General features: G+C 56.4%; 22 protein-coding genes, 2 tRNA genes, 1 pseudogene and 1 other annotated feature. Of the genes and pseudogenes, 14 read left to right on the forward strand and 11 right to left on the reverse strand.

The features are described 5' to 3' along the window. Window positions 1-35: 35 nt before the first annotated feature. Both U9O48_RS14330 and U9O48_RS14335 read left to right on the forward strand, forming a co-directional pair. On the forward strand, window positions 36-1,490 hold the full coding sequence (locus U9O48_RS14330) for an AMP nucleosidase (protein ID WP_282494019.1): 1,455 nt from the start codon (window positions 36-38) through the stop codon (window positions 1,488-1,490). An 18-nt stretch (window positions 1,491-1,508) separates the two neighbouring features. Continuing rightward, window positions 1,509-3,284, forward strand: coding sequence for an aminopeptidase P family protein (locus tag U9O48_RS14335; RefSeq protein WP_324722695.1), 1,776 nt, complete (start codon window positions 1,509-1,511; stop codon window positions 3,282-3,284). 106 nt (window positions 3,285-3,390) lie between these two features. On the opposite strand, the gene U9O48_RS14340 is transcribed toward U9O48_RS14335, so the two are convergent. From U9O48_RS14340 to U9O48_RS23370, 3 genes and pseudogenes are all read right to left on the reverse strand, one after another. Next, window positions 3,391-3,466: transfer RNA gene (locus tag U9O48_RS14340), tRNA-Asn, on the reverse strand. An 80-nt stretch (window positions 3,467-3,546) separates the two neighbouring features. Next, window positions 3,547-5,061 carry an EmmdR/YeeO family multidrug/toxin efflux MATE transporter gene (locus U9O48_RS14345; RefSeq protein ID WP_324722696.1) on the reverse strand — a complete coding sequence of 505 codons (1,515 nt, stop codon included), beginning with the start codon at window positions 5,059-5,061 and terminating at the stop codon, window positions 3,547-3,549. Window positions 5,062-5,115: 54 nt separating this feature from the next. Next, window positions 5,116-5,196, reverse strand: a pseudogene (locus tag U9O48_RS23370) (hypothetical protein); the annotation flags it as partial. A 21-nt stretch (window positions 5,197-5,217) separates the two neighbouring features. Between U9O48_RS23370 and U9O48_RS14350 the strand changes: the two are divergent. After that, window positions 5,218-5,293: transfer RNA gene (locus U9O48_RS14350), tRNA-Asn, on the forward strand. A gap of 304 nt (window positions 5,294-5,597) precedes the next feature. Next, a complete protein-coding gene (locus tag U9O48_RS14355; RefSeq protein WP_324722697.1) occupies window positions 5,598-6,500 on the forward strand; it encodes a DMT family transporter in 903 nt (300 codons plus the stop codon). Window positions 6,501-6,578: 78 nt separating this feature from the next. Here U9O48_RS14355 and U9O48_RS14360 read toward each other — a convergent pair whose 3' ends face one another. From U9O48_RS14360 to dacD, 4 genes are all read right to left on the reverse strand, one after another. Next, window positions 6,579-6,914, reverse strand: coding sequence for a DUF496 family protein (locus U9O48_RS14360; protein ID WP_095282548.1), 336 nt, complete (start codon window positions 6,912-6,914; stop codon window positions 6,579-6,581). 167 nt (window positions 6,915-7,081) lie between these two features. Continuing rightward, window positions 7,082-8,140 carry an FUSC family protein gene (locus U9O48_RS14365; RefSeq protein WP_282494014.1) on the reverse strand — a complete coding sequence of 353 codons (1,059 nt, stop codon included), beginning with the start codon at window positions 8,138-8,140 and terminating at the stop codon, window positions 7,082-7,084. Window positions 8,141-8,238: 98 nt separating this feature from the next. Then, window positions 8,239-8,712, reverse strand: a complete 474-nt coding sequence (sbmC, locus tag U9O48_RS14370) for a DNA gyrase inhibitor SbmC (RefSeq protein ID WP_285144143.1) — start codon at window positions 8,710-8,712, stop codon at window positions 8,239-8,241. A 120-nt stretch (window positions 8,713-8,832) separates the two neighbouring features. Then, on the reverse strand, window positions 8,833-9,999 hold the full coding sequence (gene dacD / locus U9O48_RS14375; protein ID WP_324722698.1) for a serine-type D-Ala-D-Ala carboxypeptidase DacD: 1,167 nt from the start codon (window positions 9,997-9,999) through the stop codon (window positions 8,833-8,835). 198 nt (window positions 10,000-10,197) lie between these two features. On the opposite strand from dacD, the gene sbcB reads away from it, so the two are divergent. Next, window positions 10,198-11,634: an exodeoxyribonuclease I gene (sbcB, locus tag U9O48_RS14380; protein ID WP_324722699.1), complete on the forward strand. Its 1,437-nt coding sequence runs from the start codon at window positions 10,198-10,200 to the stop codon at window positions 11,632-11,634. Between the two features lie 63 nt (window positions 11,635-11,697). Here sbcB and U9O48_RS14385 read toward each other — a convergent pair whose 3' ends face one another. The 4 genes from U9O48_RS14385 to U9O48_RS14395 all read right to left on the reverse strand — a co-directional run bounded on the left by U9O48_RS14385 (window position 11,698) and on the right by U9O48_RS14395 (window position 15,125). Then, entirely contained in the window at window positions 11,698-13,056 is a 1,359-nt protein-coding gene (locus tag U9O48_RS14385) for an APC family permease (RefSeq protein ID WP_282494007.1), read from the reverse strand. Continuing rightward, window positions 13,046-13,108: a membrane protein YoeI gene (yoeI, locus tag U9O48_RS23375; protein ID WP_350315468.1), complete on the reverse strand. Its 63-nt coding sequence runs from the start codon at window positions 13,106-13,108 to the stop codon at window positions 13,046-13,048. The genes U9O48_RS14385 and yoeI overlap by 11 nt, the downstream gene beginning before the upstream one ends. 221 nt (window positions 13,109-13,329) lie before the next feature. Next, window positions 13,330-14,259: a LysR substrate-binding domain-containing protein gene (locus U9O48_RS14390; RefSeq protein WP_324722700.1), complete on the reverse strand. Its 930-nt coding sequence runs from the start codon at window positions 14,257-14,259 to the stop codon at window positions 13,330-13,332. A gap of 41 nt (window positions 14,260-14,300) precedes the next feature. Beyond that, window positions 14,301-15,125 (reverse strand): SDR family oxidoreductase, encoded by an 825-nt coding sequence (locus tag U9O48_RS14395; RefSeq protein ID WP_285144140.1) that lies wholly within the window; start codon window positions 15,123-15,125, stop codon window positions 14,301-14,303. Window positions 15,126-15,300: 175 nt separating this feature from the next. On the opposite strand from U9O48_RS14395, the gene hisL reads away from it, so the two are divergent. The 9 genes from hisL (at window position 15,301) to hisIE (ending at window position 22,598) form a co-directional block, all read left to right on the forward strand. Further along, on the forward strand, window positions 15,301-15,351 hold the full coding sequence (gene hisL / locus U9O48_RS14400; RefSeq protein ID WP_099516347.1) for a his operon leader peptide: 51 nt from the start codon (window positions 15,301-15,303) through the stop codon (window positions 15,349-15,351). Next, window positions 15,327-15,450: a sequence feature (His leader region), on the forward strand. (Overlaps the previous gene by 25 nt.) Before the next feature lie 35 nt (window positions 15,451-15,485). After that, window positions 15,486-16,385 carry an ATP phosphoribosyltransferase gene (hisG, locus tag U9O48_RS14405; protein WP_282494001.1) on the forward strand — a complete coding sequence of 300 codons (900 nt, stop codon included), beginning with the start codon at window positions 15,486-15,488 and terminating at the stop codon, window positions 16,383-16,385. A gap of 96 nt (window positions 16,386-16,481) precedes the next feature. Further along, complete coding sequence (hisD, locus tag U9O48_RS14410; RefSeq protein WP_324722701.1) at window positions 16,482-17,786, forward strand: histidinol dehydrogenase; 1,305 nt, start codon at window positions 16,482-16,484, stop codon at window positions 17,784-17,786. After that, entirely contained in the window at window positions 17,783-18,844 is a 1,062-nt protein-coding gene (gene hisC / locus U9O48_RS14415) for a histidinol-phosphate transaminase (protein ID WP_324722702.1), read from the forward strand. Before hisD ends, hisC begins: the two co-directional genes overlap by 4 nt. Next, entirely contained in the window at window positions 18,841-19,908 is a 1,068-nt protein-coding gene (gene hisB, locus U9O48_RS14420; RefSeq protein WP_324722703.1) for a bifunctional histidinol-phosphatase/imidazoleglycerol-phosphate dehydratase HisB, read from the forward strand. The genes hisC and hisB overlap by 4 nt, the downstream gene beginning before the upstream one ends. Next, entirely contained in the window at window positions 19,908-20,498 is a 591-nt protein-coding gene (gene hisH / locus U9O48_RS14425) for an imidazole glycerol phosphate synthase subunit HisH (protein WP_282493993.1), read from the forward strand. The genes hisB and hisH overlap by 1 nt, the downstream gene beginning before the upstream one ends. Next, window positions 20,498-21,235: a 1-(5-phosphoribosyl)-5-[(5-phosphoribosylamino)methylideneamino]imidazole-4-carboxamide isomerase gene (hisA, locus tag U9O48_RS14430; RefSeq protein WP_324722704.1), complete on the forward strand. Its 738-nt coding sequence runs from the start codon at window positions 20,498-20,500 to the stop codon at window positions 21,233-21,235. Before hisH ends, hisA begins: the two co-directional genes overlap by 1 nt. Beyond that, window positions 21,217-21,993: an imidazole glycerol phosphate synthase subunit HisF gene (hisF, locus tag U9O48_RS14435; RefSeq protein ID WP_324722705.1), complete on the forward strand. Its 777-nt coding sequence runs from the start codon at window positions 21,217-21,219 to the stop codon at window positions 21,991-21,993. Before hisA ends, hisF begins: the two co-directional genes overlap by 19 nt. Next, on the forward strand, window positions 21,987-22,598 hold the full coding sequence (hisIE, locus tag U9O48_RS14440) for a bifunctional phosphoribosyl-AMP cyclohydrolase/phosphoribosyl-ATP diphosphatase HisIE (protein ID WP_282493988.1): 612 nt from the start codon (window positions 21,987-21,989) through the stop codon (window positions 22,596-22,598). Before hisF ends, hisIE begins: the two co-directional genes overlap by 7 nt. Window positions 22,599-22,609 lie beyond the last annotated feature (11 nt).

Consider the following 22,609-nt stretch of genomic DNA (forward strand, 5'->3'; position numbering starts at 1 on the left):
GTGACGTCGCACATCTGTGGATCAAGGAGACAGACATGAATAATAAGGGCTTAAGCCTGACACCTGCTCAGGCGCTGGAAAAGCTGGAGGCGTTGTACGAGCAATCTGTCAACGCCCTGCGCACCGCCATTAGCGAGTACATTGAAAACGGAACGCTTCCTGATGAAAAGGCCCGACTCGACGGCCTTTTTGTTTATCCCTCGCTCTCGGTAACCTGGGACGGCGGCACCACCAACACACCAAAAACCCGTGCCTACGCCCGCTTTACCCATTCAGGATGCTACTCCACCACCGTTACCCGCCCTTCCCTGTTCCGCCCCTATCTAGAAGAGCAGCTGACGCTGCTGTATCAGGATTACGACGCGCATATCGCCGTTGAACCCTCGATGCACGAAATCCCGTACCCGTACGTGATTGACGGTTCGGCGCTGACGCTGGATCGTTCGATGAGCGCCGGGCTGACGCGCCACTTCCCGACCACCGAGCTGTCGCAGATTGGCGATGAGACCGCCGACGGCATTTACCATCCGGCGGAGTTTTCCCCGCTGTCGCACTTCGATGCGCGTCGCGTCGATTTCTCGCTGGCGCGCCTGCGCCACTACACCGGCACGCCGGTCGAACATTTCCAGCCGTTTGTGCTGTTCACCAACTACACCCGCTACGTGGATGAGTTTGTGCGCTGGGGCTGCAGCCAGATCCTCGATCCGGACAGCCCGTACGTGGCGCTCTCCTGCGCGGGCGGGATCTGGATCACCGCCGAGACCGAAGCGCCTGAGATGGCGATTTCCGATCTGGCGTGGAAAAAACATCAGATGCCAGCCTGGCACCTGATCACCGCCGACGGTCAGGGCATTACCCTGATTAACATCGGCGTCGGCCCGTCGAATGCCAAAACTATCTGCGACCATCTGGCGGTACTGCGCCCGGACGTGTGGCTGATGATCGGCCACTGCGGCGGCCTGCGCGAAAGCCAGCTGATCGGTGATTACGTCCTCGCCCACGCCTATCTGCGCGACGACCACGTGCTCGACGCGGTGCTGCCGCCGGATATCCCGATCCCGAGCATCGCCGAAGTCCAGCGCGCGCTGTACGACGCCACCAAGCAGGTGAGCGGCATGCCGGGCGAAGAGGTTAAACAGCGCCTGCGCACGGGGACGGTGGTCACCACCGACGACCGCAACTGGGAGCTGCGCTACTCGGCGTCGGCCCTGCGTTTTAACCTAAGCCGCGCGGTGGCCATCGATATGGAAAGCGCCACCATTGCCGCCCAGGGCTACCGTTTCCGCGTCCCGTACGGCACGCTGCTGTGCGTTTCGGACAAACCGCTGCACGGCGAGATTAAACTCCCCGGCCAGGCTAACCGCTTCTACGAGGGAGCGATTTCCGAGCATCTGCAGATTGGCATTCGGGCGATCGACTTACTGCGTGCAGAAGGCGACAAGCTGCATTCGCGCAAACTGCGCACCTTTAACGAGCCGCCGTTCCGCTAAAAACAACAAGGAAAAATCATGCACACCACCACACCGCTTACGGCGCTTCGCCAGTGGCTACAGGAAAATCATCTCGACGGGATGATCGTCCCGCGCACCGATGCGTGGCAGAGCGAATACTGCGCGCCCCATTTCGAAAAACTGGCGTGGCTGACCGGCTTTGACGGCTCGGCGGGGCTGGCGCTGGTTCTGAAAGATCGCGCCCTGCTGTTCGTCGACGGACGCTACCAGGTGCAGGCTCGCGTGCAGGTCAACATGGACGATTTTGCCATCCATCATCTGCACAACGAACCGCTGGCCCAGTGGCTTGACGCCAATGCCAGCGCGGGAACGCGTATCGCCTTTGACCCGCTGCTGATGACCCATAACGAGTATCAGCAGTTGGCCGCTACTGCCTGTGAATTTGTGGCCCTCGACGCGTCGCCGTTCGACACCCTCTGGACCAACCGTCCTGCCGCCCCGGCGGGGATGATCCGTGAGATGCCCGTTGCGGTCAGCGGCGAGAGCAGCGCCGATAAACGCCGTCGTGTGGCGCAACTGTTGCAAAGTAACGGCGCGGATTATCTGGCGCTGACCATGCCGGATAACATCGCCTGGCTGCTGAACGTGCGTGGGTCTGATATTCCGACCAGCCCGGTGCCGCTCTCCTTCGCGCTGCTGAGCCGCGAGGGCGACGTCGAATGGTTTGTCGACGGCGACAAGCTTCGCGAGCTGCCGGCCTCTGCCGTGGAAGGGATCGTGATTTCACCGCAGGATGATTTTGTGCCGCGCTGCAAACAGCTCGGCGAAGGCAAGCGCGTGTGGCTGGATGCGGATTCCGCACCGGTCGCGCTGCGTTTTGCGATTGAGCCGCAGGGAGAGATCCTCTGGCAGGCCGATCCGGTGACGCTCCTGAAAGCGCATAAAAATCCGGTTGAGCTGGAAGGCTATCGCGAATGCCACCAGCAGGACGGTGCCGCGTGGGTGAACTTTCTCGCGTGGCTGTCCCACGAAGTGCCGCAGCGCGAGGCTGCAGGCAAGCCGCTGACCGAGCTGGAAGCCCAGGCGCAGCAGCTTAAGTTCCGCGAGCAGCAAAGCGGATTCATCGAGCAGAGCTTCGAGACCATCTCCGCCTCTGCCAGTAACGCCGCGATGTGCCATTACCATTCGAGTGAAGCATCAAATAAGGCGATCGTCAGAGGGCATTTTTATTTGAACGATTCCGGCGGTCAGTATCATAACGGCACCACCGATGCGACCCGTACCCTCGCCTACAGCAAGCTGGATGCGCAGCAGCGCCTGCACTACACCGCGGTACTGAAAGGCTTCTTGTCCCTGATCTCGCTGCAATTCCCGTCGGGTACGCAGGGACATCAGCTCGATGCTTTTGCCCGCCGTCCACTGTGGGAGCTGGGGCTGGATTACGATCACGGGACCGGGCATGGCGTGGGGCATCAGCTGTTGATCCACGAGAATCCGCAGCGCATTGCGAAGAAAGTGAACCCGTGGCCGCTGACGGCGGGGAATATCATCACTATCGAGCCGGGCTACTATCAGGCCGACAGTCACGGTATTCGCATTGAGAATCAGGTAGAGATCGTGGAGAGCATGCCGGGCTTCTGCAAATTTGCCTCCCTGACGCTGATCCCGATTGATTTAAGCCAGGTGGAACTGCATCTGCTCAGCGAGCAGGAGAAGCAGTGGCTGGATGAGTATCACCAGCAGGTGCGGGACGTGTTGTCGCCGCTGGTCGAGAGCGATGCGCGTCCGTGGCTGTTTGCAGCCACCGCGCCGATTCGCGTGCAGGCGGGATAATCCGTACGCTCCTGTAGGCCGGGTAAGGCGAAGCCGCCACCCGGCAATTTACCAAACGCAGAAAAGCAAAAAGCCCGCTCAGTTTCCTGAGCAGGCTTCTTAAATTTGGCTCCTCTGACTGGACTCGAACCAGTGACATACGGATTAACAGTCCGCCGTTCTACCGACTGAACTACAGAGGAATCGTGTGAACGGGGCGCATATTATCGACGCCACCCGGCATTGTCAAAGACAGAATGCACAAAAATGTTCGTTTGCTGCTTTATTCCTCAGTTCGCACACTTGTCAACCGTTCAGGCGCGTCAGGAGCCTCATTTTGGGCTTTGATCCGCGGGTATTTCCACAGCCAGCGACCGCTAACCATACGCCAGTAGAACAGCGCGCCGCGCACCGCCCAGTCGAGGAACATCCCCAGCCAGACGCCCACCACGCCCATCCCGAGCATAATCCCGAGCCCATACCCCGCCACCACGCGACAGCCCCACATGCCGAGCATCGATACCCACATCGCAAAGCGCGCGTCACGCGCCCCTTTGAGCCCCGCAGGAAGCACCCACGACGCCGCCCAGATAGGCATAAACGCGGCGTTCATCCAGATAAGGATTTTGACTACCTCTTTGACGTCGTCCTCATGGGTGTAGAACGAGGCCATCAGCCCCGCGAACGGCGCGGTTCCCCACGCGATAATCGTCAGGCCAATCGTCGACAGCCAGAAAACGTGGCGCAGCTGCCGTTCCGCCTGGGCAATTTGCCCTTTGCCGAGCCGTTTACCGGTGATGATGGTCGACGCCGACCCGAGGGCGTTCCCCGGCAGGTTAATCAGCGAGGCAATAGAGAACGCAATAAAGTTACCGGCAATGACGTCGGTGCCCATTCCGGCGACAAACATCTGCGTGAGCAGTTTCCCGCCGTTGAACAGCACCGACTCAATGCTGGCAGGGATCCCGATCCCCATCACTTCCCAGATAATGGCGAAATTGAACGGGCGGAAGTAGCTCTTTAACGAGAGCTTAAGCGCAGGGTTTACGCCCATCATCAGCACCACGACAATGGCGATCGCGCCGATATAGCGGGAGATAGTCAGCCCAAGTCCAGCGCCAACAAAGCCCAGACCATCCCAGGAGAAGAGTCCGTAAATCAGAATGCTGCTGATGATGATGTTGAGGATGTTCATCCCGCCGTTGATCAGCAGAGGGATTTTGGTGTTGCCCGCACCGCGCAACGCGCCGCTGCCAATCAGGGCGATGGCCGCCGCCGGATAGCTCAGCACCGTCATTTCGAGGTAGGTCAGCGCCAGGTCTTTCACCTCATTGGTCGCCTCCCCCGCCACGATATCGATAATCTCTTTACCGAAATAGTGGATCACCGCCGCCAGAATGATGGAGAAGACGGTCATGATCATCAGGGATTGCCGCGCCGCCTCGCGTGCGCGTTTCGGGTCCAGTTTGCCCAGACTAAAGGCCACCACCACCGTTGTCCCGAGGTCGATAGCGGCAAAGAACGACATCACCACCATATTAAAGCTGTCCGCCAGCCCCACGCCCGCCATCGCCTCTTTGCCCAGCCAGCTCACCAGAAACGTGCTGAGCACGCCCATCAGCAGGACGCAGGTGTTTTCCAGAAAGATAGGCACAGCAAGGGGGGTGATTTCACGCCAGAACAGAACACGATAGCTTTTACGTTTGGCATACCAGGGCGTACGCTTAACGGCCTGGCGCAGAGCGGAAGTGACGTTCAAAATGGACCTTAACGAGAGAAAGTTGAAACTCCATTTCAAATGATGAGGGAGAAACGCTAATCCTGCAAAGTATTTTCCACAAAAAATTGTCGAGAATGACGACAAACTGACGACAGAATCAGCAGTTGAACAACCGAGTGTAAGATCAGGTTTGACAAAAGTTTTTTCGCCGCTAAGATAAGCCTCCTAACCGATTCCTCTGTAGTTCAGTCGGTAGAACGGCGGACTGTTAATCCGTATGTCACTGGTTCGAGTCCAGTCAGAGGAGCCAAATTTGAAAAGCCTGCTTTTGAAGCAGGCTTTTTGCTTTTCTGAGATGGCATTTTCATACCTCCGCCAGTCATCACATAGCATTGCGTGCCGGGTTTCGTACATGAGTGATAATCAACGGCTAAAAACGATAACTCACTTTAAACGCAATTAAATTTTAGCTTACATAAGGATACAAATAGGGTTTATTCGGCTCCGGTCACAAATAAAAATTTGTGATAAATGACTCAAAAAAAGCGTTCAAAACCTTCAAAATGGACAGGGCCAACTCTCTTCAGAGATAAGTTGAAATTTAGGGAAGAATTATGCCTTACATCCTCTTGATACTTGCAGCTATTTTTTGGGGTGGAAACTACGTTGCAGGTAGCATTCTCGTTTATTATATTAACCCTTACGCCCTCAGTATTTTTAGATGGGGATTGACCACTGTTTTGATGTTTACATTGTACTGGCGGACCATTGCAAAAGAGTGGTATTTGTTGATGAGCAATATAAAAATAAATGCCATCTACGCGCTCCTTGGTCAGATCACCTTCCCACTGACTCTCTATATCGGCCTGCAGTATACAAGCTCATTAAATGCATCTATTTATATCTCGAGTACGCCCTGCCTTGTCCTTTTGATCAATGCCCTGTTTTTTCATGAGAAAATCTCCTGGCGCAATATATTAGGTGTCATCGTAAGTACAGCGGGGGTTATCTATCTTGCTTTTTCGAATGCTCATAGTGGAGGTTTAGCTTCATTTGGTATTGGAGACTTGCTGACCATTATATCCGCGGTAAGTTGGGCTTGTTATTGCGCCTTGCTCAGACTCAAAGATAAGCGCGTCACTAATACAGCTTTTGTTGGCTTCACCTCATTAATAGGAACGATTATATTAGTCCCTGTGTATTTTATTTATTGTTACAGCGCAGGTTCACTGACTATGTTCAACCATACCCCTTCACTTTATCCTGTGCTGGGGGCAATTTATCTGGTCATATTCCCCTCCTGGCTTGCCTATGTTTTCTGGAATAAAGGCGTGCAATTGCTCGGGACAACACGAAGTGAGATTTTCACCCATATTATCCCTATCTCTGGCGGACTGCTGAGTATCGTATTACTTAACCAACAGTTCCATTTCTATCATTTTTTAACGTTATTGCTGATTATCTTAGGCATTGTTCTTTGTTCAGGAAGAACGAGCAATAAGGTTCAGAAGGTGTAGCCCTCCCGACTCGCACATCACAGCCCAAAAAAAAGCCCCTCTGCTTTCGCAGAGAGGCCTTATCAATTTTCGCGAAAGTTACTCGCTTTTGGCTTCACCGTTCTTGATTTCGCCAATTACTTTGAGTTTTTTGGAGATGTCGCGACGCTCTTTGGACAGCTCAGCATTTTTGATGATGTAGTCGTCTACGCGATCTTCGTAGTCGGTTTTCATGCTGGCGATGATGCCCTGGATAGCTTCAACGCTCATGCCCGGCTTGATGTAGTCGCTCAGGTTATCAAGCAGCAGAACACGTTTCTGGTTGTCACGGATCTTCTTCTCAACGTCCTGGATTTCACGCTGCAGTTTGTTTTTGCGGCGGAACAGGCGGACGAATTCCAGAACATCCTGGAACGAAGGCTTGGTAGTTTCCATTTTGATACCCCTGCTAATGTAAGATTCGGATTCGTTAAGCAACCGCTGTGCAGATAACCTTACTGACAGCCGCTGCGAATGACAATGACTATATCGTTTGATCCTATCATAACCCCAATCGCTGCTGAATCGAAGCAGCAGCCGTCACAACAGGCAATGGCTGCTTTTTATTTGCGCAGCGCCCGGCAGATAAGATGCGACAACAGCTCCAGTTGCCTCGCCATTTCCATGCTCAACCATACATAGCCGTGGATGGGCGTTTCCGCCACATTGTCACCCTGATGGTCATTGATCAGCTGCCGCAGTTCTGCCGTGATTTCGTTTAGACGTTCGCTGTTCGCCAGGATCGGCTGCGGGTTCCCCTCATACAGCGCGTGAGCGATGGTCAGCAGCGTTTGCTGCGTCATCTGCTGGGTTTCCTTGAGGGTGTGCGCATTCAGCAGCACGAAGTGGCTGGCGCGCGAGGCCCAATGGGCGTTGATTTGCAGTTCGAGCATACACACCAGATTACGGCTGACGGTCTGGATGGCTTCGAAGATGGATTTCTGAATGTGCGTCTCTTTGCTGGCGGGCGCGATAATGCCGCGCATCTTGACGACATCGTTGAGAATTTTTTGCATATGCTTTTCAAGGCGCGGACGTTCAACCAGATTCGGCGAAAAACCTGCCTGATAGACGCGATTCACGGCGGTGACGTAGTTCGCCATCTGAATGCGCCAGTGCAGGAATGCCCGCTGCGGCCAGATGCCGGTAAACAGCATTGCCAGCAGAGAACCCAGAATCACATCGCCGCTTCGCCACAGGGCTGTCGCCATGTCCCCTGCCGGGGCACCGACGACCACTGAGAGCGTGATCCCAATCAGCAGCGCCTGATACGGTTTTTTACCGAGTGCGAGCCAGCCGCACAGGAACATCGCCCCGGCGCACCACAGCAACATTACGGGAAGAGAAATCAGCTCCAGCTTGAGCGCAATCAGCCCCAGCGCCGAGCCAAAAATAGTGCCGCCTATGCGCTCAAAAGCGCGTGGGACCACGTTTCCCCAGAAAGAGATCGGCCCCATGATCACCACCAGCGTGATGAGCGGCCAGGTCCCCTCAGGGATGTGGAACAGCCTCACCAGCAGGAAAGTGAGAATAAACGCCAGCGCGATACGGCAACCATGCACGACGCGGTAATTCCGGTACAAACGGATTTCAAAGGGAGTTAATGATTTGTCGGGACGCACACCCGCTCTCCAGCTACACGGCAAACCACAATTGTACTGTGTTTTCTGCCGGACGCATCACGTCCGACAGAAAAACCCTACAAATAACAGGCCCGGACTTAAACGGCCTTATTTTGCACTGCAACGTACATTTCGATATCCCAGTAACCATCCACATTGCCATCATTCAGATAGCGCTCGAAGCAAGGCTTCGGCGCGATCCCGTAGCGGTTGTCCTCAAGAAGACTGTTGAAGAAGCTGTACCAGGGCGTGCCAAAATCATGATTTTCGACACGCGCTACGGCGACGGCGTAGTCCCCTGCCGCGATTTCGGTGAGGATCACCCCTTCGCTGTTCGCCGGGATTTGAAAATCTTCTGGCACGGTCACGGCTGTGTCGCAGCGCAGTTTTTCGGCGGGCACTTCATCGGGATTGTCATAATAAACCGCCACCCATTCGAGGGGCTCGATTTTGTTGCCATCGACCCACATCGCCAGTTGCTCAAAGCCTTGTTTAACGGTTTGCTCCCACGGGCCAACCAGATGAAAACCGGCAATTTTACGCTTAGGTTGCTGCTTGATGCTGTAGTCCATACTGCCTCCGTTTATTACTGTATATTTATACACTATAAAGCAGATTCGTTATGTCCGGCAAATACGAGATGTTTATTATGTGAGCAGACTCGCAGGAGTGCCAGTCTGCTCTTTTAGGCGTCAGGCTTTGTGGTGCAGATAGTCGCTCAGACGGGAGAACAGACCGCCCTTGCCAATCGGCTCCAGGGTCACTAACGGCCAGTGGGCAACGACTTTATCGCGATCATACAGTTCAATTTCCCCGACGCGCTGATGGGCGGCAATCGGCGCTTCAAGCTCTTTTTTATCGAGCACGTATTTGGCTTTGATATTGGCGACTTCCGCTTTCGGCAGTGCCAGCCAGAAATCCTGATCCGTTCCGAGAGAGATCTGCTCTTTGTCGCCGTACCAGATGCGCTCCGTCCCGACCTGTTTGCCGCTGCGCAGGATCTGCACGGTATCGAAGTTTTGCTGGCCCCAGTGCAGCAGCTTGCGGGCCTGCTCTTCGCGACCTTTCGGGCTGTCTGCCCCCATCACAACCGCGATCAGACGACGTTGACCATCCACCGCCGAGGCAATCAGGTTAAAGCCCGCTCCGGAGGTGTGACCGGTCTTGAGCCCGTCAACGTTCATGGTTTTATCCCACAGCAGACCGTTGCGGTTTTGCTGGGTGATACCGTTCCACGTCAGGCTCTTTTCGCTGTACATGTGATAGAAATCTGGCTCGCCGTGAATAATAGCGCGTGACAGCACCGCCAGATCGTAAGCCGAGCTGTGCTGGCCCGGCGCATCCAGGCCGTGGACGGTTTCAAAGTGCGTATCGCGCAGGTTTAGCTTTTCCACATAGTCGTTCATTATGCTGACGAACTGCGGCTGACCGCCCGCCACATGGTCCGCCAGGGCCACACAGGCGTCGTTCCCGGAGTCCACAATCAGGCCGCGGCTGAGGTCGCGAACGGTCACGCGATCGCCCGCTTTCAGGAACATCAGCGATGAACCGTCGAACACCGGATTGCCCTTCGCCCACGCATCGCGCCCGACGGTAACGACGTCATCCGGCGTAATACGATGGCTGTCGATCGCGCGATCGACCACATAGCCCGTCATCAGCTTGGTGAGACTGGCCGGATTGCGCTGTTGATGCTCGTTGCCTGCCGTTAAAATTTGACCCGTGGTGTAATCCATCAGCACCCAGGACCCGGCCTGAATGGCCGGCGGCTGCGGCGAAAAGTCCAGGGGATCGGCAGCCAGTGCGGAGGTGATACTCGAAGCGAGTAAAGAAACAGCAATAAACAGACGGCGTTTCAACGATATGTCCTCAGGTCATTTAAAATCGTTGCCCTTTTTACGGAAAATCTCAGTTCGTTACCTGTTTAAATTGCAAAAAAATGTGACGGCGCGCAGAGATTTAGCGGAAGGCGGCGCGCAAAACTGGCGCTGAAAAACGCTTTTTGTTCGGCGTGTCGCCGCCGATCGTTTACCATAGCCAGGTCACTTTTCAACAGGATGGTATTACTGGTGTCTGATTCCGCCGCGCTCCCCACATTTCTCTTCCACGATTACGAAACCTTTGGTACCAGCCCGTCGCTGGACCGACCTTCGCAGTTTGCGGCGATCCGCACCGATGCGGATTTCAATATCATCGGCGAGCCGGAGGTTTTTTACTGTAAGCCTGCCGACGACTATCTGCCCCAGCCCGGCGCAGTGATGGTCACCGGCATTACGCCGCAGGAAGCGCGCGAAAAGGGCGTGAATGAAGCCGAGTTTGCCCGTCGCATCCACGACCTGTTTACCGTGCCCAATACCTGCGTGGTGGGCTATAACAACATCCGCTTCGATGATGAAGTCACGCGCAATATCCTGTATCGCAATTTCTACGACCCCTACGCCTGGAGCTGGCAGAACCGCAACTCGCGCTGGGATCTGCTGGACGTCATGCGCGCCTGCTACGCCCTACGCCCTGAAGGGATCACCTGGCCCGAGAATGACGACGGTTTGCCGAGCTTCCGCCTTGAGCATCTGACGCGCGCCAACGGCATTGAGCACAGCAACGCCCACGATGCGATGGCGGACGTGTATGCCACTATCGCCATGGCGAAGCTGGTGAAGACCGCTCAGCCCAAACTCTTTGATTATCTGCTCAGCCACCGCAGCAAGCAGAAACTGATGACGCTGATTGACGTCCCGCAGATGAAACCGCTGGTGCATATCTCCGGGATGTTTGGTGCCTGGCGCGGGAATACCAGCTGGGTCGCCCCGCTGGCGTGGCATCCTGACAATCGCAACGCGGTAATTATGGTCGATCTGGCCGGTGATATTTCGCCGCTACTGGAACTGGACAGCGACACCCTGCGCGAGCGTTTGTACACGCCAAAAAACGAGCTGGGCGATAACGCCGCCGTGCCCGTCAAGCTGGTGCATATCAACAAATGCCCGGTGCTGGCGCAGGCGAATACATTGCGTCCGGAAGATGCCGACCGGCTGGGTGTGAATCGTCAGCTTTGCCTCGATAACCTGAAAGTGCTGCGCGAGAATCCGCAGGTGCGCGACAAAGTGGTGGCGATTTTCGCTGAAGCCGAGCCGTTTGTGCCCTCGGATAACGTCGACGCGCAGCTCTATAACGGGTTTTTCAGCGACGCCGACCGCGCCGCTATGAACATCGTGTTGCAGACCGATCCGCAAAATTTACCGGCGCTGGACATCACCTTCGCCGATAAACGGATTGAGAAGCTGATGTTTAACTATCGGGCGCGTAACTTCCCTGGCACCCTCGATGAAGCCGAGCAGGAGCGCTGGCTGCAGCACCGCCGTAACGTCTTTACGCCTGAGTTTTTGCAGCAGTACGCCCAGGAGCTGGAGATGTTGTACACGCAGTACGAAGGCAATGCGGAGAAACAGGCGCTGCTGAAAGCGCTGTATCAGTACGCGCAAGAGATTGTCTGAGGATTGCAGGCATAAAAAAACCGGAGCATGTGCTCCGGTTTTTTTTACGTCACTGCTGAGTGATTACGCGATATCTTCGTACTGTGGCACCGGGTTGCGGAAGCTTTTGGTCACGCAAGCCAGGTACACCAGACCGATAGCACCCCAGATCAGGCCCAGAATCATTGAGCTCTCTTCCAGGTTAATCCACAGCGCACCCACCGTCATCGCGCCACACAGTGGCAGGAACAGGTAGTTGAAGTGGTCTTTCAGCGTTTTGTTACGCTTCTCGCGGATCCAGAACTGAGAGATCACGGAGAGGTTAACAAAGGTAAAGGCCACCAGCGCACCGAAGTTAATCAGCGCCGTCGCTGTTACCAGGTCAAATTTGATCGCCAGCAGGGCAATCGCGCCGACCAGAAGCACGTTCCATGCCGGAGTACGCCATTTCGGATGAATGTAGCCGAAGAAGCGAGTCGGGAACACGCCGTCGCGACCCATCACGTACATCAGACGAGAAACGCCTGCGTGAGCAGCCATGCCGGATGCCAGTACGGTGACGCTGGAGAAAATCAGCACGCCCCACTGGAAGGTTTTGCCTGCCACGTACAGCATGATCTCAGGCTGAGACGCGTCCGGATCTTTAAAGCGAGAGATGTCCGGGAAGTACAGCTGCAGGAAGTAAGAGGCACCAATGAACACCAGGCCGCCCAGCAGCGCAGTCAGCAGAATCGCACGCGGAATCACGCGCTCTGCGTCTTTGGTTTCTTCAGACAAAGAAGAGATACCGTCAAAGCCGAGGAACGAGAAGCACAGGATGGTCGCGCCGGTAATCATCGGCACCACGTGCGCGCCTTCAGACCAGAACGGACGGGTGCTGGTCAGCGTACCTGCGCCTTCACCGTGCGCCACGCCATAGATGATCATCCCGACGATAACCGCCACGATGCCCATCTGCAGAATCACGATTAGGGTGTTGAAGTTGGCCACGGTCTTGATGCTGCGCAGGTTAGAGATGGTCATAAAGGCCACCAGCGCGACAACGAAGATCCACGACGGTACGGAAGGCACCAGCGCTTCGAAGTAAATTTTTGCCAGCAGAATGTTGATCATCGGCATGAACAGGTAGTCCAGCAGAGATGACCAGCCCACCATAAAGCCAACAGCCGGGCTAATGGATTTCTGAGCATAGGTGTACGCTGAGCCAGCGGACGGGAAACGGCGAACCAGTTTACCGTAGCTCAACGCAGTAAAGAGAATAGCGACCAGCGCAAAGGCATACGCCGTTGCAACGTGACCGTCAGTGAGGCCTGAAACGATACCAAACGTATCGAACAGCGTCATCGGCTGCATATAGGCGAGGCCCATCATGACAACCGGAATCAACGTAAGTGTTTTACGTAATTCCACGCGAGAGGTTTTTGGAGTAGCGTTATGCGACACAGGATTTCTCCTTAACGGTGAAAACCGCCGCGTAAGCAAAAGATTGCCCCATTTTCTGGATTCCTCAGCGACAACAACTGTCGGATTTTAGTAAGTATCTATCCGGTACGAAGCCCGGCCTCTTTGTTTTTAAATGGCGTTTGTTACATGCAAAAAAAATAACCGACGCCTTTTATATCGTCGGTTAATCTCATTTTTTTGCAGCGGCGCATTTTGCCCCATCTTTGGCATAAAAGGCAATAGATTCAGAAGCCGATCGCGCTTTTCTTTTTACTAAGCGTTTGATATTCCGCCCTCGGGCAAAGTGTAAACGGCAGCGATAGCACTATTTGCTAAAATCTCATCCCGCCACCACGCGCTGGCAAGCCCGGCGGTCTGTTCATTCCACCCAACCCACACCGATTCGCTGTTGGTTTGCGCCAGCACTTGTTTCTCCACCAGCGCGCCACTTTCGATAAATCGCTGGGCCAGATAACGCGGGAGATAACCGCAGCCGAGCCCGCTGATTTGCAGCTCCAGCTTAGTTTTAAAGTCAAAAACGGTTATCGCTTCCTGATCGTCGAGCAGTTGGGAAGAGACGGCGCACTCCGGCAGAGAGCTGTCGCCGACCACAATCGCGCGACAGCCTTTTATTACGCGACGCGGAATGGGTTCGGGCTCCTGGGCCAGGGGATGATGCGGGGCCACCACAAACACCTGCTCAAGGGTGCCGATACGCGAAAAGCCAAAATCGCTCGACTGGGGCGGGTCGCGTAATGCGCCGACGATAATATCCGCCCTGCCCTGCGTTAATGCCTCCCAGGAGCCGCCCAGCACACCGTTGATGAATTTGAGTCGGGTCACGCTGTGGCGCTGGTAAAAGGCTTCGATCAGCGGGGAGAGCAACGAGAAAGGAAAGGTATCATCCACGCCGATGACCAGCTCGTTTTCCCAGCCCTGATGGAGCTTCACCGCCTGCTTTTCCAGCTCGCGCACGGTGTGCAGCACTTCGCGCCCCTTTTCCAGCAGCATCTGGCCCGTTCGCGTGAAACGCGCGCGGTGCCCGCTGCGATCGAGCAGTTGAATATTGAGGTCACTTTCGAGTTTATGAACGGTGTAGCTTAGGGCCGAGGGGGTTTTGTAGAGCTTCGCCGACGCGGCGGCAAAGCTCCCCTCTTTTTCGAGTGCATCGAGGATAATGAGAACATCCAGCAGCGGTTTCATGTTCGCCCCCAAACGGTGTGCGATAGAACCCGCTGGCGGGGTTATTCCATTGGCATTACCAGCGGATCGGGATATTGATACTCAAATCCCAGTTCACGACAAATACGATTGCCATCAATCACTTTGCCTTGCCCTTCCCCGGATGCGTCGCGAAACTGCGGCGGCTCCAGCCCAAGCTGTCGGGCCATGACGGGGTAAAATGTGCTTCGCGCCGGATGAGAGGGCGCACATATATTATAGATGTGCCCGCCCTTCGGAGCCTGCAACAGGAGCGTAATCGCGCCGATAACGTCTTCAAGATGGACAAGATTGACGCCATGTTGCCCGTTCGGTGCCGTTTTTCCGGCAAAGAAGCGACCGGGATGACGTTCCGGCCCGACTAAACCGGCCAGGCGCAAAATGTCCACCTGGGTGCCCGGCAAATTATGCAGCCAGTCTTCCAGCTCTTTCAGCACCCGACCGCTGGCGGTAACGGGCGTGCGCTCGGTACTCTCTTTCACCGTCCCTTCGACGTCGCCATACACCGACGTCGAACTGGTAAAGATAATGCGCGGAATATGATGGGCCAGCGCGCTGTCGACAATCTCCTGCACCGCCTGGCGGTAAAACTCCTCGCCCGGCCCGCTGCGCCGCGCGGGAAGCGTAATCACCAGCGCGTCGACGTTCATCAGGCTGTCGAGATCGTCCGTGTCGCAGACCAGCTCCGGCTCCAGGCGTAATTCGACGCCCTCAATGCCGCACATCCGCGCGGCCTCGACGCCGTCCACCGTGGTTTTGCTGCCGGTCACCTGCCAGCCTCGCGCCGTTAACGACATCGCCAGCGGCATGCCTAACCATCCTAAACCGACAATTGCGACCTTCTTCATGCGTTTTCTCCTGGCTTTCACGCGTCTGACTTAAGGCTACGCCAGCAGTGCGGAACTGACAATTCATAGCATCAATATGAAATGAATTAATGATTAAAAAAAGCCCTTGCTTTACACCGTGAATGTGGTTTAGGTTAAAAGACATCAGATGCATAAGCATTCACAGAGAATTTATATGACACGCGTTCCTTTTAAAAACCACCATCATCACCATCATCCTGACTAGTCTTTCAGGCGATGTGTGCTGGAAGACATTCAGATCTTCCAGTGGTGCGAGAACGCAAGAGAGAGCCCCCGGAAGATCATCTTCCGGGGGCTTTTTTTTGGACCGTATCCAGACAGGGTAATAAGGACAACAGAATGTTAGATAACTCACGTTTACGCATAGCTATTCAAAAATCAGGCCGCCTGAGCGACGATTCACGCGAATTACTCTCCCGCTGTGGGATTAAAATTAACCTGCACACCCAGCGCCTGATTGCCCTCGCTGAGAATATGCCGATCGATATCCTGCGCGTTCGCGATGACGATATCCCGGGCCTGGTGATGGATGGCGTGGTTGACCTCGGCATCATCGGCGAAAACGTGCTGGAAGAAGAGCTGCTGACCCGCCGTGCGCAGGGCGAAGACCCGCGCTACTTCACCCTGCGTCGTCTGGATTTCGGTGGCTGCCGCCTGTCGCTCGCCACCGCCGTGGATGAAGCCTGGGACGGCCCGGCCGGTCTGAACGGCAAGCGCATTGCCACCTCTTACCCTCACCTGCTCAAGCGTTACCTCGATCAGAAAGGCGTGCAGTTTAAATCCTGTCTGCTGAACGGCTCTGTAGAAGTGGCCCCGCGTGCGGGTCTGGCCGACGCGATTTGCGATCTGGTCTCGACCGGCGCGACGCTCGAAGCCAACGGCCTGCGTGAAGTGGAAGTGATTTATCGCTCCAAAGCCTGCCTGATCCAGCGCGACGGCGACATGCCGGAGGCCAAACAGCAGCTGATCGACCGCCTGCTGACCCGTATTCAGGGGGTGATTCAGGCGCGCGAATCGAAATACATCATGATGCACGCCCCGACCGAACGTCTCGATGAAGTCATTGCCCTGCTGCCAGGCGCGGAACGTCCAACCATTCTGCCGCTGGCGGGCGACCAGCAGCGCGTGGCGATGCACATGGTCAGCAGCGAAACCCTGTTCTGGGAAACGATGGAAAAACTGAAAGCGCTGGGCGCCAGCTCCATTCTGGTGCTGCCGATTGAGAAGATGATGGAGTAATTCCACTCATAATGCCCGGTGGCGCTTTGCTTACCGGGCCTACAAGACCCGTAGGCCGGATTAGCGAAGCGCATCCGGCAAGAAAGGAAAACGATCATGAGCTTTAACACCATCATCGACTGGAACACCTGCAGCACTGAACAACAACGTGCACTGCTGATGCGCCCGGCTATTTCCGCCTCAGAGAGCATCACCCGCACCGTGGCGGAGATCCTGGATAACGTGAAAGCCCGGGGTGACGACGCCCTGCGCGAGTACAGCGCAAAGTTTGACAAGACCGACGTCGGCGCACTGAAAGTGACGGCGCAAGAAATTGATGACGCCTGCGAACGTCTTGGCGATGACATCAAACAGGCGATGGCCGTGGCGGTGAAAAACATCGACACCTTCCACACCGCGCAGCAACTGCAGGTGGTGGATGTCGAAACCCTGCCCGGCGTGCGCTGCCAGCAAGTGACGCGCCCGGTGGCCTCCGTCGGTCTCTATATTCCCGGCGGTTCTGCTCCGCTGTTTTCAACGGTTCTGATGCTGGCAACTCCGGCGCGTATCGCCGGTTGTCAGAAAGTGGTGCTCTGCTCCCCGCCGCCAATCGCCGATGAAATCCTCTATGCCGCAAAACTGTGCGGCGTGCAGGAAGTCTTCAAAGTCGGCGGCGCGCAGGCCATTTCCGCCCTCGCGTTTGGCACCGAATCCGTGCCGAAGGTCGATAAGATTTTTGGCCCGGGCAACGCGTATGTCACCGAAGCCAAACGCCAGGTCAGCCAGCGTCTGGACGGTGCGGCGATTGATATGCCAGCCGGTCCATCGGAAGTGCTGGTGATTGCCGACAGCGGCGCGACGCCGGACTTTGTGGCCTCCGACTTGCTCTCGCAGGCTGAGCACGGCCCCGATTCCCAGGTGATTCTCCTGACGCCAGACGCCGACATGGCAAAACGCGTGGGTGAAGCCGTCGAGCGCCAGCTGGCAGAACTCCCGCGTGCCGAGACGGCGCGCCAGGCCTTGTCTGCCAGTCGCCTGATTGTGGCGGAGTCGCTGGAGCAGTGCATCGCGATTTCCAACCAGTACGGCCCGGAGCACCTGATCATTCAGACCCGCGACGCGCGTTCTCTGGTGGACAGCATCACCAGCGCCGGTTCGGTGTTCCTCGGTGACTGGTCGCCGGAATCCGCGGGCGATTACGCCTCCGGCACCAACCACGTGCTGCCGACCTACGGCTACACCGCGACCTGTTCCAGCCTCGGGCTGGCGGATTTCCAGAAGCGCATGACCGTGCAGGAGCTGTCCCGCGAAGGTTTTGCCGCCCTCGCCTCCACCATTGAAACGCTGGCCGCCGCCGAGCGCCTGACCGCCCACAAAAACGCCGTGACGCTGCGCGTTGCCGCCCTGAAGGAGCAAGCATGAGCATTGAAGAATTAGCCCGCGAAAACGTTCGTCGACTGACGCCCTATCAATCTGCTCGCCGCCTGGGTGGTAACGGTGATGTGTGGCTGAATGCCAACGAATTCCCGACGGCGGTCGCCTTCGAGCTGTCGCAGCAGACCTTGAACCGTTACCCGGAGTGCCAGCCAGTCGCAGTGATTGAGAATTACGCCCAGTATGCCGGGGTGAAACCTGAGCAGGTTCTGGTCAGCCGCGGGGCCGACGAAGGCATCGAGCTGCTGATCCGCGCCTTCTGCGAGCCAGGCAAAGACGCCGTGCTCTACTGTCAGCCGACCTATGGCATGTACAGCGTCAGCGCCGAAACCTTTGGCGTGGAGTGTCGCAACATTTTGTCTCTGGATGACTGGCAGCTCGATCTCCCGACCATTGCCGAGAATCTTGACGGCGTAAAAGTGATTTTCGTCTGCAGCCCGAACAACCCGACCGGCCAAATCATCAATCCGCAGGATATCCGCACCCTGCTGGAGATGACGCGCGGCAAAGCGCTGGTTGTTGCCGATGAGGCCTATATTGAGTTTTGTCCGCAGGCGACGCTCGCGGGCTGGCTGGAAGAGTATCCGAACCTGGTGGTATTGCGCACGCTGTCGAAAGCCTTTGCGCTGGCCGGTCTGCGCTGCGGATTCACGCTGGCCAATAAAGAAGTGATCGATCTGCTGATGAAAGTCATCGCCCCATATCCGCTCTCAACGCCGGTCGCCGACATCGCCGCCCAGGCGCTGGCTCCGCAGGGTATCAATGCGATGCGCGAGCGTGTGGCGCAAATCCTGGTGGAACGTCAGTATCTGGTCACGGCTCTGAAAACGCTGCCGTGCGTCGAGCAGGTCTTTGACTCGGAAACTAATTACATCCTGGTGCGCTTCACCGCCTCCAGCGCCGTATTTAAATCTTTGTGGGATCAGGGCATTATCTTACGAGACCAAAACAAACAACCATCCCTGAGCGGCTGTTTACGCATTACCGTGGGCACCCGGGAAGAGAGTCAGCGCGTGATTGACGCCCTGAAAGCGGAGAAAGTATGAGCCAGAAGACCCTTTTTATCGATCGCGACGGCACCATTATTGCCGAGCCCCCGAGTGATTATCAGGTCGATCGATTCGACAAACTGGCTTTTGAAGCTGACGTGATCCCGGTTCTGCTCAAGCTGCAAAAAGCGGGCTACAAACTGGTGATGATCACCAACCAGGACGGACTGGGCACCGACAGCTTCCCGCAGGCCGATTTTGACGGCCCGCACAACCTGATGATGCAGATCCTCACCTCACAGGGCATCACCTTTGACGAGGTGCTGATCTGCCCGCACCTGCCGGCGGACAATTGCGACTGCCGCAAACCGAAAGTGAAGCTGGTCGAGGGGTATCTTGCCGAAGGGGTGCTGGATAAACCCAACAGCTATGTGATTGGCGATCGCGCCACCGATATTCAGCTCGCTGAAAACATGGGCATTCAGGGTCTGCGTTTTAACCGCAACGAACTGAACTGGGCGATGATTGGCGAGCAGCTGACGAAGCGCGACCGTTACTCCCACGTCGAGCGCAACACTAAAGAGACGCAGATTGATGTCAAAGTGTGGCTGGACCGCGAAGGCGGCAGCAAAATCCACACCGGCGTCGGCTTCTTCGATCACATGCTGGATCAGATTTCTACCCACGGCGGTTTCCGTATGGAGATTAACGTGAAAGGCGATCTGTACATCGACGATCACCACACCGTGGAAGACACCGGCCTGGCGCTGGGCGAAGCCCTGAAACTGGCTCTCGGCGATAAGCGCGGCATCAACCGTTTTGGCTTTGTGCTGCCGATGGACGAATGTCTGGCCCGCTGCGCGCTGGATATTTCCGGTCGCCCGCACCTGGAGTATAAAGCTGATTTTACCTATCAGCGCGTCGGCGACCTGAGCACCGAAATGGTCGAGCACTTCTTCCGCTCGCTCTCTTACACCATGGGCGTGACGCTGCACCTGAAAACCAAGGGCAAAAACGACCACCACCGCGTTGAAAGCCTGTTCAAAGTCTTTGGCCGCACGCTTCGCCAGGCGATCCGCGTGGAGGGCGATACCCTGCCTTCGTCAAAAGGAGTGCTGTGATGAACGTGGTGATTCTGGATACCGGATGCGCCAACCTCAACTCGGTGAAATCGGCCATCGCCCGGCACGGCTACGATCCCGTCGTCAGCCGTGACCCTGACGTGGTGCTGCGAGCCGATAAACTCTTTTTACCGGGCGTGGGCACCGCACAGGCGGCGATGGATCAGATCCACGAGCGTGAGCTGGTCGAGCTGATCAAAGCCTGCACCCAGCCGGTGCTGGGCATTTGCCTGGGGATGCAGATCCTCGGGCGTCGTAGCGAAGAGAGCAACGGCGTGGACCTGCTGGGCATTATTGAAGAAGACGTGCCGAAGATGACCGATTTTGGTCTGCCGCTGCCGCACATGGGCTGGAACCGCGTGTATCCGAAAGCGGGTGACCGCCTGTTCCGCGGCATCGAAGACGGGTCTTACTTCTACTTCGTACACAGCTACGCCATGCCGCTGAACCCTTACACCATCGCCCAGTGCAATTACGGCGAGCCGTTCACGGCTGCGGTCAATAAAGATAACTTCTTTGGCGTGCAGTTCCACCCAGAGCGCTCGGGTGCGGCGGGCGCACAGCTGCTGAAAAACTTCCTGGAGATGTGATGATCATTCCCGCATTAGATTTAATTGACGGCACCGTAGTCCGTCTCCATCAGGGCGATTACGGCCAGCAGCGCGATTACGGTAGCGATCCCCTCCCGCGTTTGCAGGATTATGCGGCCCAGGGCGCAGAAGTGTTGCACCTGGTCGATCTCACGGGGGCAAAAGACCCGGCGAAACGTCAAATATCCCTGCTAAAAACCCTGGTCGCGGGCGTGAACGTCCCGGTACAGGTGGGCGGCGGTGTGCGAACGGAAGAGGATGTTGCCGCCCTGCTGGAAGCGGGCGTGGCGCGCGTGGTGGTCGGCTCGACGGCGGTGAAAGACCCGGAACAGGTCAAAGGCTGGTTCCGCCGCTTTGGCGCCGACGCGCTGGTGCTGGCACTCGACGTGCGCATTGACGAGCAAGGCAACAAGCAGGTGGCGGTCAGCGGCTGGCAGGAAAATTCCGGCGTGACTCTGGAAGAGCTGGTCGAGATCTTCCTCCCCGTTGGGCTGAAACATGTGCTGTGTACGGATATCTCCCGCGATGGCACGCTGGCGGGCTCTAACGTCTCGCTGTATCAGGAAGTGTGCGCCCGTTATCCGCAGGTGGCGTTCCAGTCCTCGGGCGGCATTGGTGATTTGGCGGATATCGCCGCATTGCGCGGGACTGGCGTGCGCGGCGTGATCGTGGGACGTGCTTTACTGGAAGAGAAGTTTACTGTGACGGAGGCGATTCAATGCTGGCAAAACGGATAATCCCGTGTCTGGACGTGCGCGACGGTCAGGTGGTGAAAGGCGTGCAGTTCCGCAATCACGAAATCATCGGCGATATCGTGCCGCTGGCTAAACGCTACGCTGAGGAAGGCGCCGACGAACTGGTGTTTTACGATATCACCGCCTCCAGCGATGGTCGCGTGGTAGATAAGAGCTGGGTCGAGCGCGTGGCGGAAGTGATTGATATTCCTTTTTGCGTGGCGGGCGGGATTAAATCGGCGGAAGACGCCGCGCAAATCCTCTCCTTCGGCGCGGACAAGATCTCCATCAACTCCCCTGCCCTGGCGGACCCCGAGCTGATTACCCGCCTGGCGGATCGCTTTGGCGTGCAGTGTATCGTGGTCGGGATTGATACCTGGTATGACGCCACCACCGGCAAGTATCACGTCAATCAATATACCGGCGACGAAAACCGCACCCGCGTCACCCAATGGGAGACCCTGGACTGGGTGCAGGAAGTGCAAAAACGCGGTGCGGGTGAAATCGTACTGAACATGATGAACCAGGACGGCGTGCGTAACGGCTATGATCTGGAGCAGCTGAAAAAAGTGCGCGCCGTATGCCGCGTGCCGATGATTGCCTCCGGCGGCGCGGGAACCATGGAACACTTTCTGGAAGCCTTCCGCGACGCGGATGTCGACGGGGCGCTGGCCGCCTCCGTGTTCCACAAGCAGATTATTAATATTGGCGAGTTAAAAACGTTCCTGGTCAATCAGGGCGTGGAGATTAGGGTATGTTAACTGAACAACAACGGGCGCAGCTGGACTGGGAAAAAACGGACGGATTATTGCCGGTGGTTGTGCAACATGCGGTTTCCGGCGAAGTGCTGATGCTGGGGTATATGAACCAGGATGCGCTGAACACAACGCTTGAAAGCGGGAAAGTGACCTTTTTCTCGCGCACTAAACAGCGCCTGTGGACTAAGGGCGAATCGTCCGGCCATTTCCTCAATGTGGTGAGCATTACCCCTGACTGTGATAACGACACCCTGCTGGTGCTGGCAAACCCGATCGGGCCAACCTGTCACCTGGGTACCAGCAGCTGTTTTGGCGACGCGAGCCACCAGTGGCTGTTCCTGTATCAACTCGAACAACTGCTGGCAGAGCGCAAAACCGCCGACCCGGAGAGTTCATACACCGCGAAACTGTACGCAAGTGGGACCAAACGCATCGCGCAGAAAGTCGGGGAAGAAGGCGTTGAAACGGCGCTGGCCGCGACGGTGCACGATCGCGATGAGCTGACCAATGAGGCGTCGGATTTGATGTATCACCTGCTGGTGTTGCTCCAGGACCAGGAGCTGGATTTAACGGCGGTGATTGAGAATTTGCGTAAGCGGCACAAATAAAAAAGACCGGG

It is taken from the genome of Lelliottia sp. JS-SCA-14, assembly GCF_035593345.1.
In the GTDB taxonomy this organism is placed as follows: domain Bacteria; phylum Pseudomonadota; class Gammaproteobacteria; order Enterobacterales; family Enterobacteriaceae; genus Enterobacter; species Enterobacter wanjuensis.

Excerpts from the sequence above, each read along its gene's own strand:
- U9O48_RS14335 (WP_324722695.1), top strand. The coding sequence starts at position 1,509 with ATGCACACCACCACACCGCTTACGGCGCTTCGCCAGTGGCTACAGGAA.
- U9O48_RS14330 (WP_282494019.1), top strand. The coding sequence starts at position 36 with ATGAATAATAAGGGCTTAAGCCTGACACCTGCTCAGGCGCTGGAAAAG.
- U9O48_RS14360 (WP_095282548.1), bottom strand. The coding sequence starts at position 6,914 with ATGGAAACTACCAAGCCTTCGTTCCAGGATGTTCTGGAATTCGTCCGC.
- hisIE (WP_282493988.1), top strand. The coding sequence starts at position 21,987 with ATGTTAACTGAACAACAACGGGCGCAGCTGGACTGGGAAAAAACGGAC.
- hisF (WP_324722705.1), top strand. The coding sequence starts at position 21,217 with ATGCTGGCAAAACGGATAATCCCGTGTCTGGACGTGCGCGACGGTCAG.
- U9O48_RS14355 (WP_324722697.1), top strand. The coding sequence starts at position 5,598 with ATGCCTTACATCCTCTTGATACTTGCAGCTATTTTTTGGGGTGGAAAC.
- hisA (WP_324722704.1), top strand. The coding sequence starts at position 20,498 with ATGATCATTCCCGCATTAGATTTAATTGACGGCACCGTAGTCCGTCTC.
- hisG (WP_282494001.1), top strand. The coding sequence starts at position 15,486 with ATGTTAGATAACTCACGTTTACGCATAGCTATTCAAAAATCAGGCCGC.
- U9O48_RS14395 (WP_285144140.1), bottom strand. The coding sequence starts at position 15,125 with ATGAAGAAGGTCGCAATTGTCGGTTTAGGATGGTTAGGCATGCCGCTG.
- hisH (WP_282493993.1), top strand. The coding sequence starts at position 19,908 with ATGAACGTGGTGATTCTGGATACCGGATGCGCCAACCTCAACTCGGTG.
- hisD (WP_324722701.1), top strand. The coding sequence starts at position 16,482 with ATGAGCTTTAACACCATCATCGACTGGAACACCTGCAGCACTGAACAA.
- sbcB (WP_324722699.1), top strand. The coding sequence starts at position 10,198 with ATGGTATTACTGGTGTCTGATTCCGCCGCGCTCCCCACATTTCTCTTC.
- sbmC (WP_285144143.1), bottom strand. The coding sequence starts at position 8,712 with ATGGACTACAGCATCAAGCAGCAACCTAAGCGTAAAATTGCCGGTTTT.
- hisC (WP_324722702.1), top strand. The coding sequence starts at position 17,783 with ATGAGCATTGAAGAATTAGCCCGCGAAAACGTTCGTCGACTGACGCCC.
- hisB (WP_324722703.1), top strand. The coding sequence starts at position 18,841 with ATGAGCCAGAAGACCCTTTTTATCGATCGCGACGGCACCATTATTGCC.
- U9O48_RS14390 (WP_324722700.1), bottom strand. The coding sequence starts at position 14,259 with ATGAAACCGCTGCTGGATGTTCTCATTATCCTCGATGCACTCGAAAAA.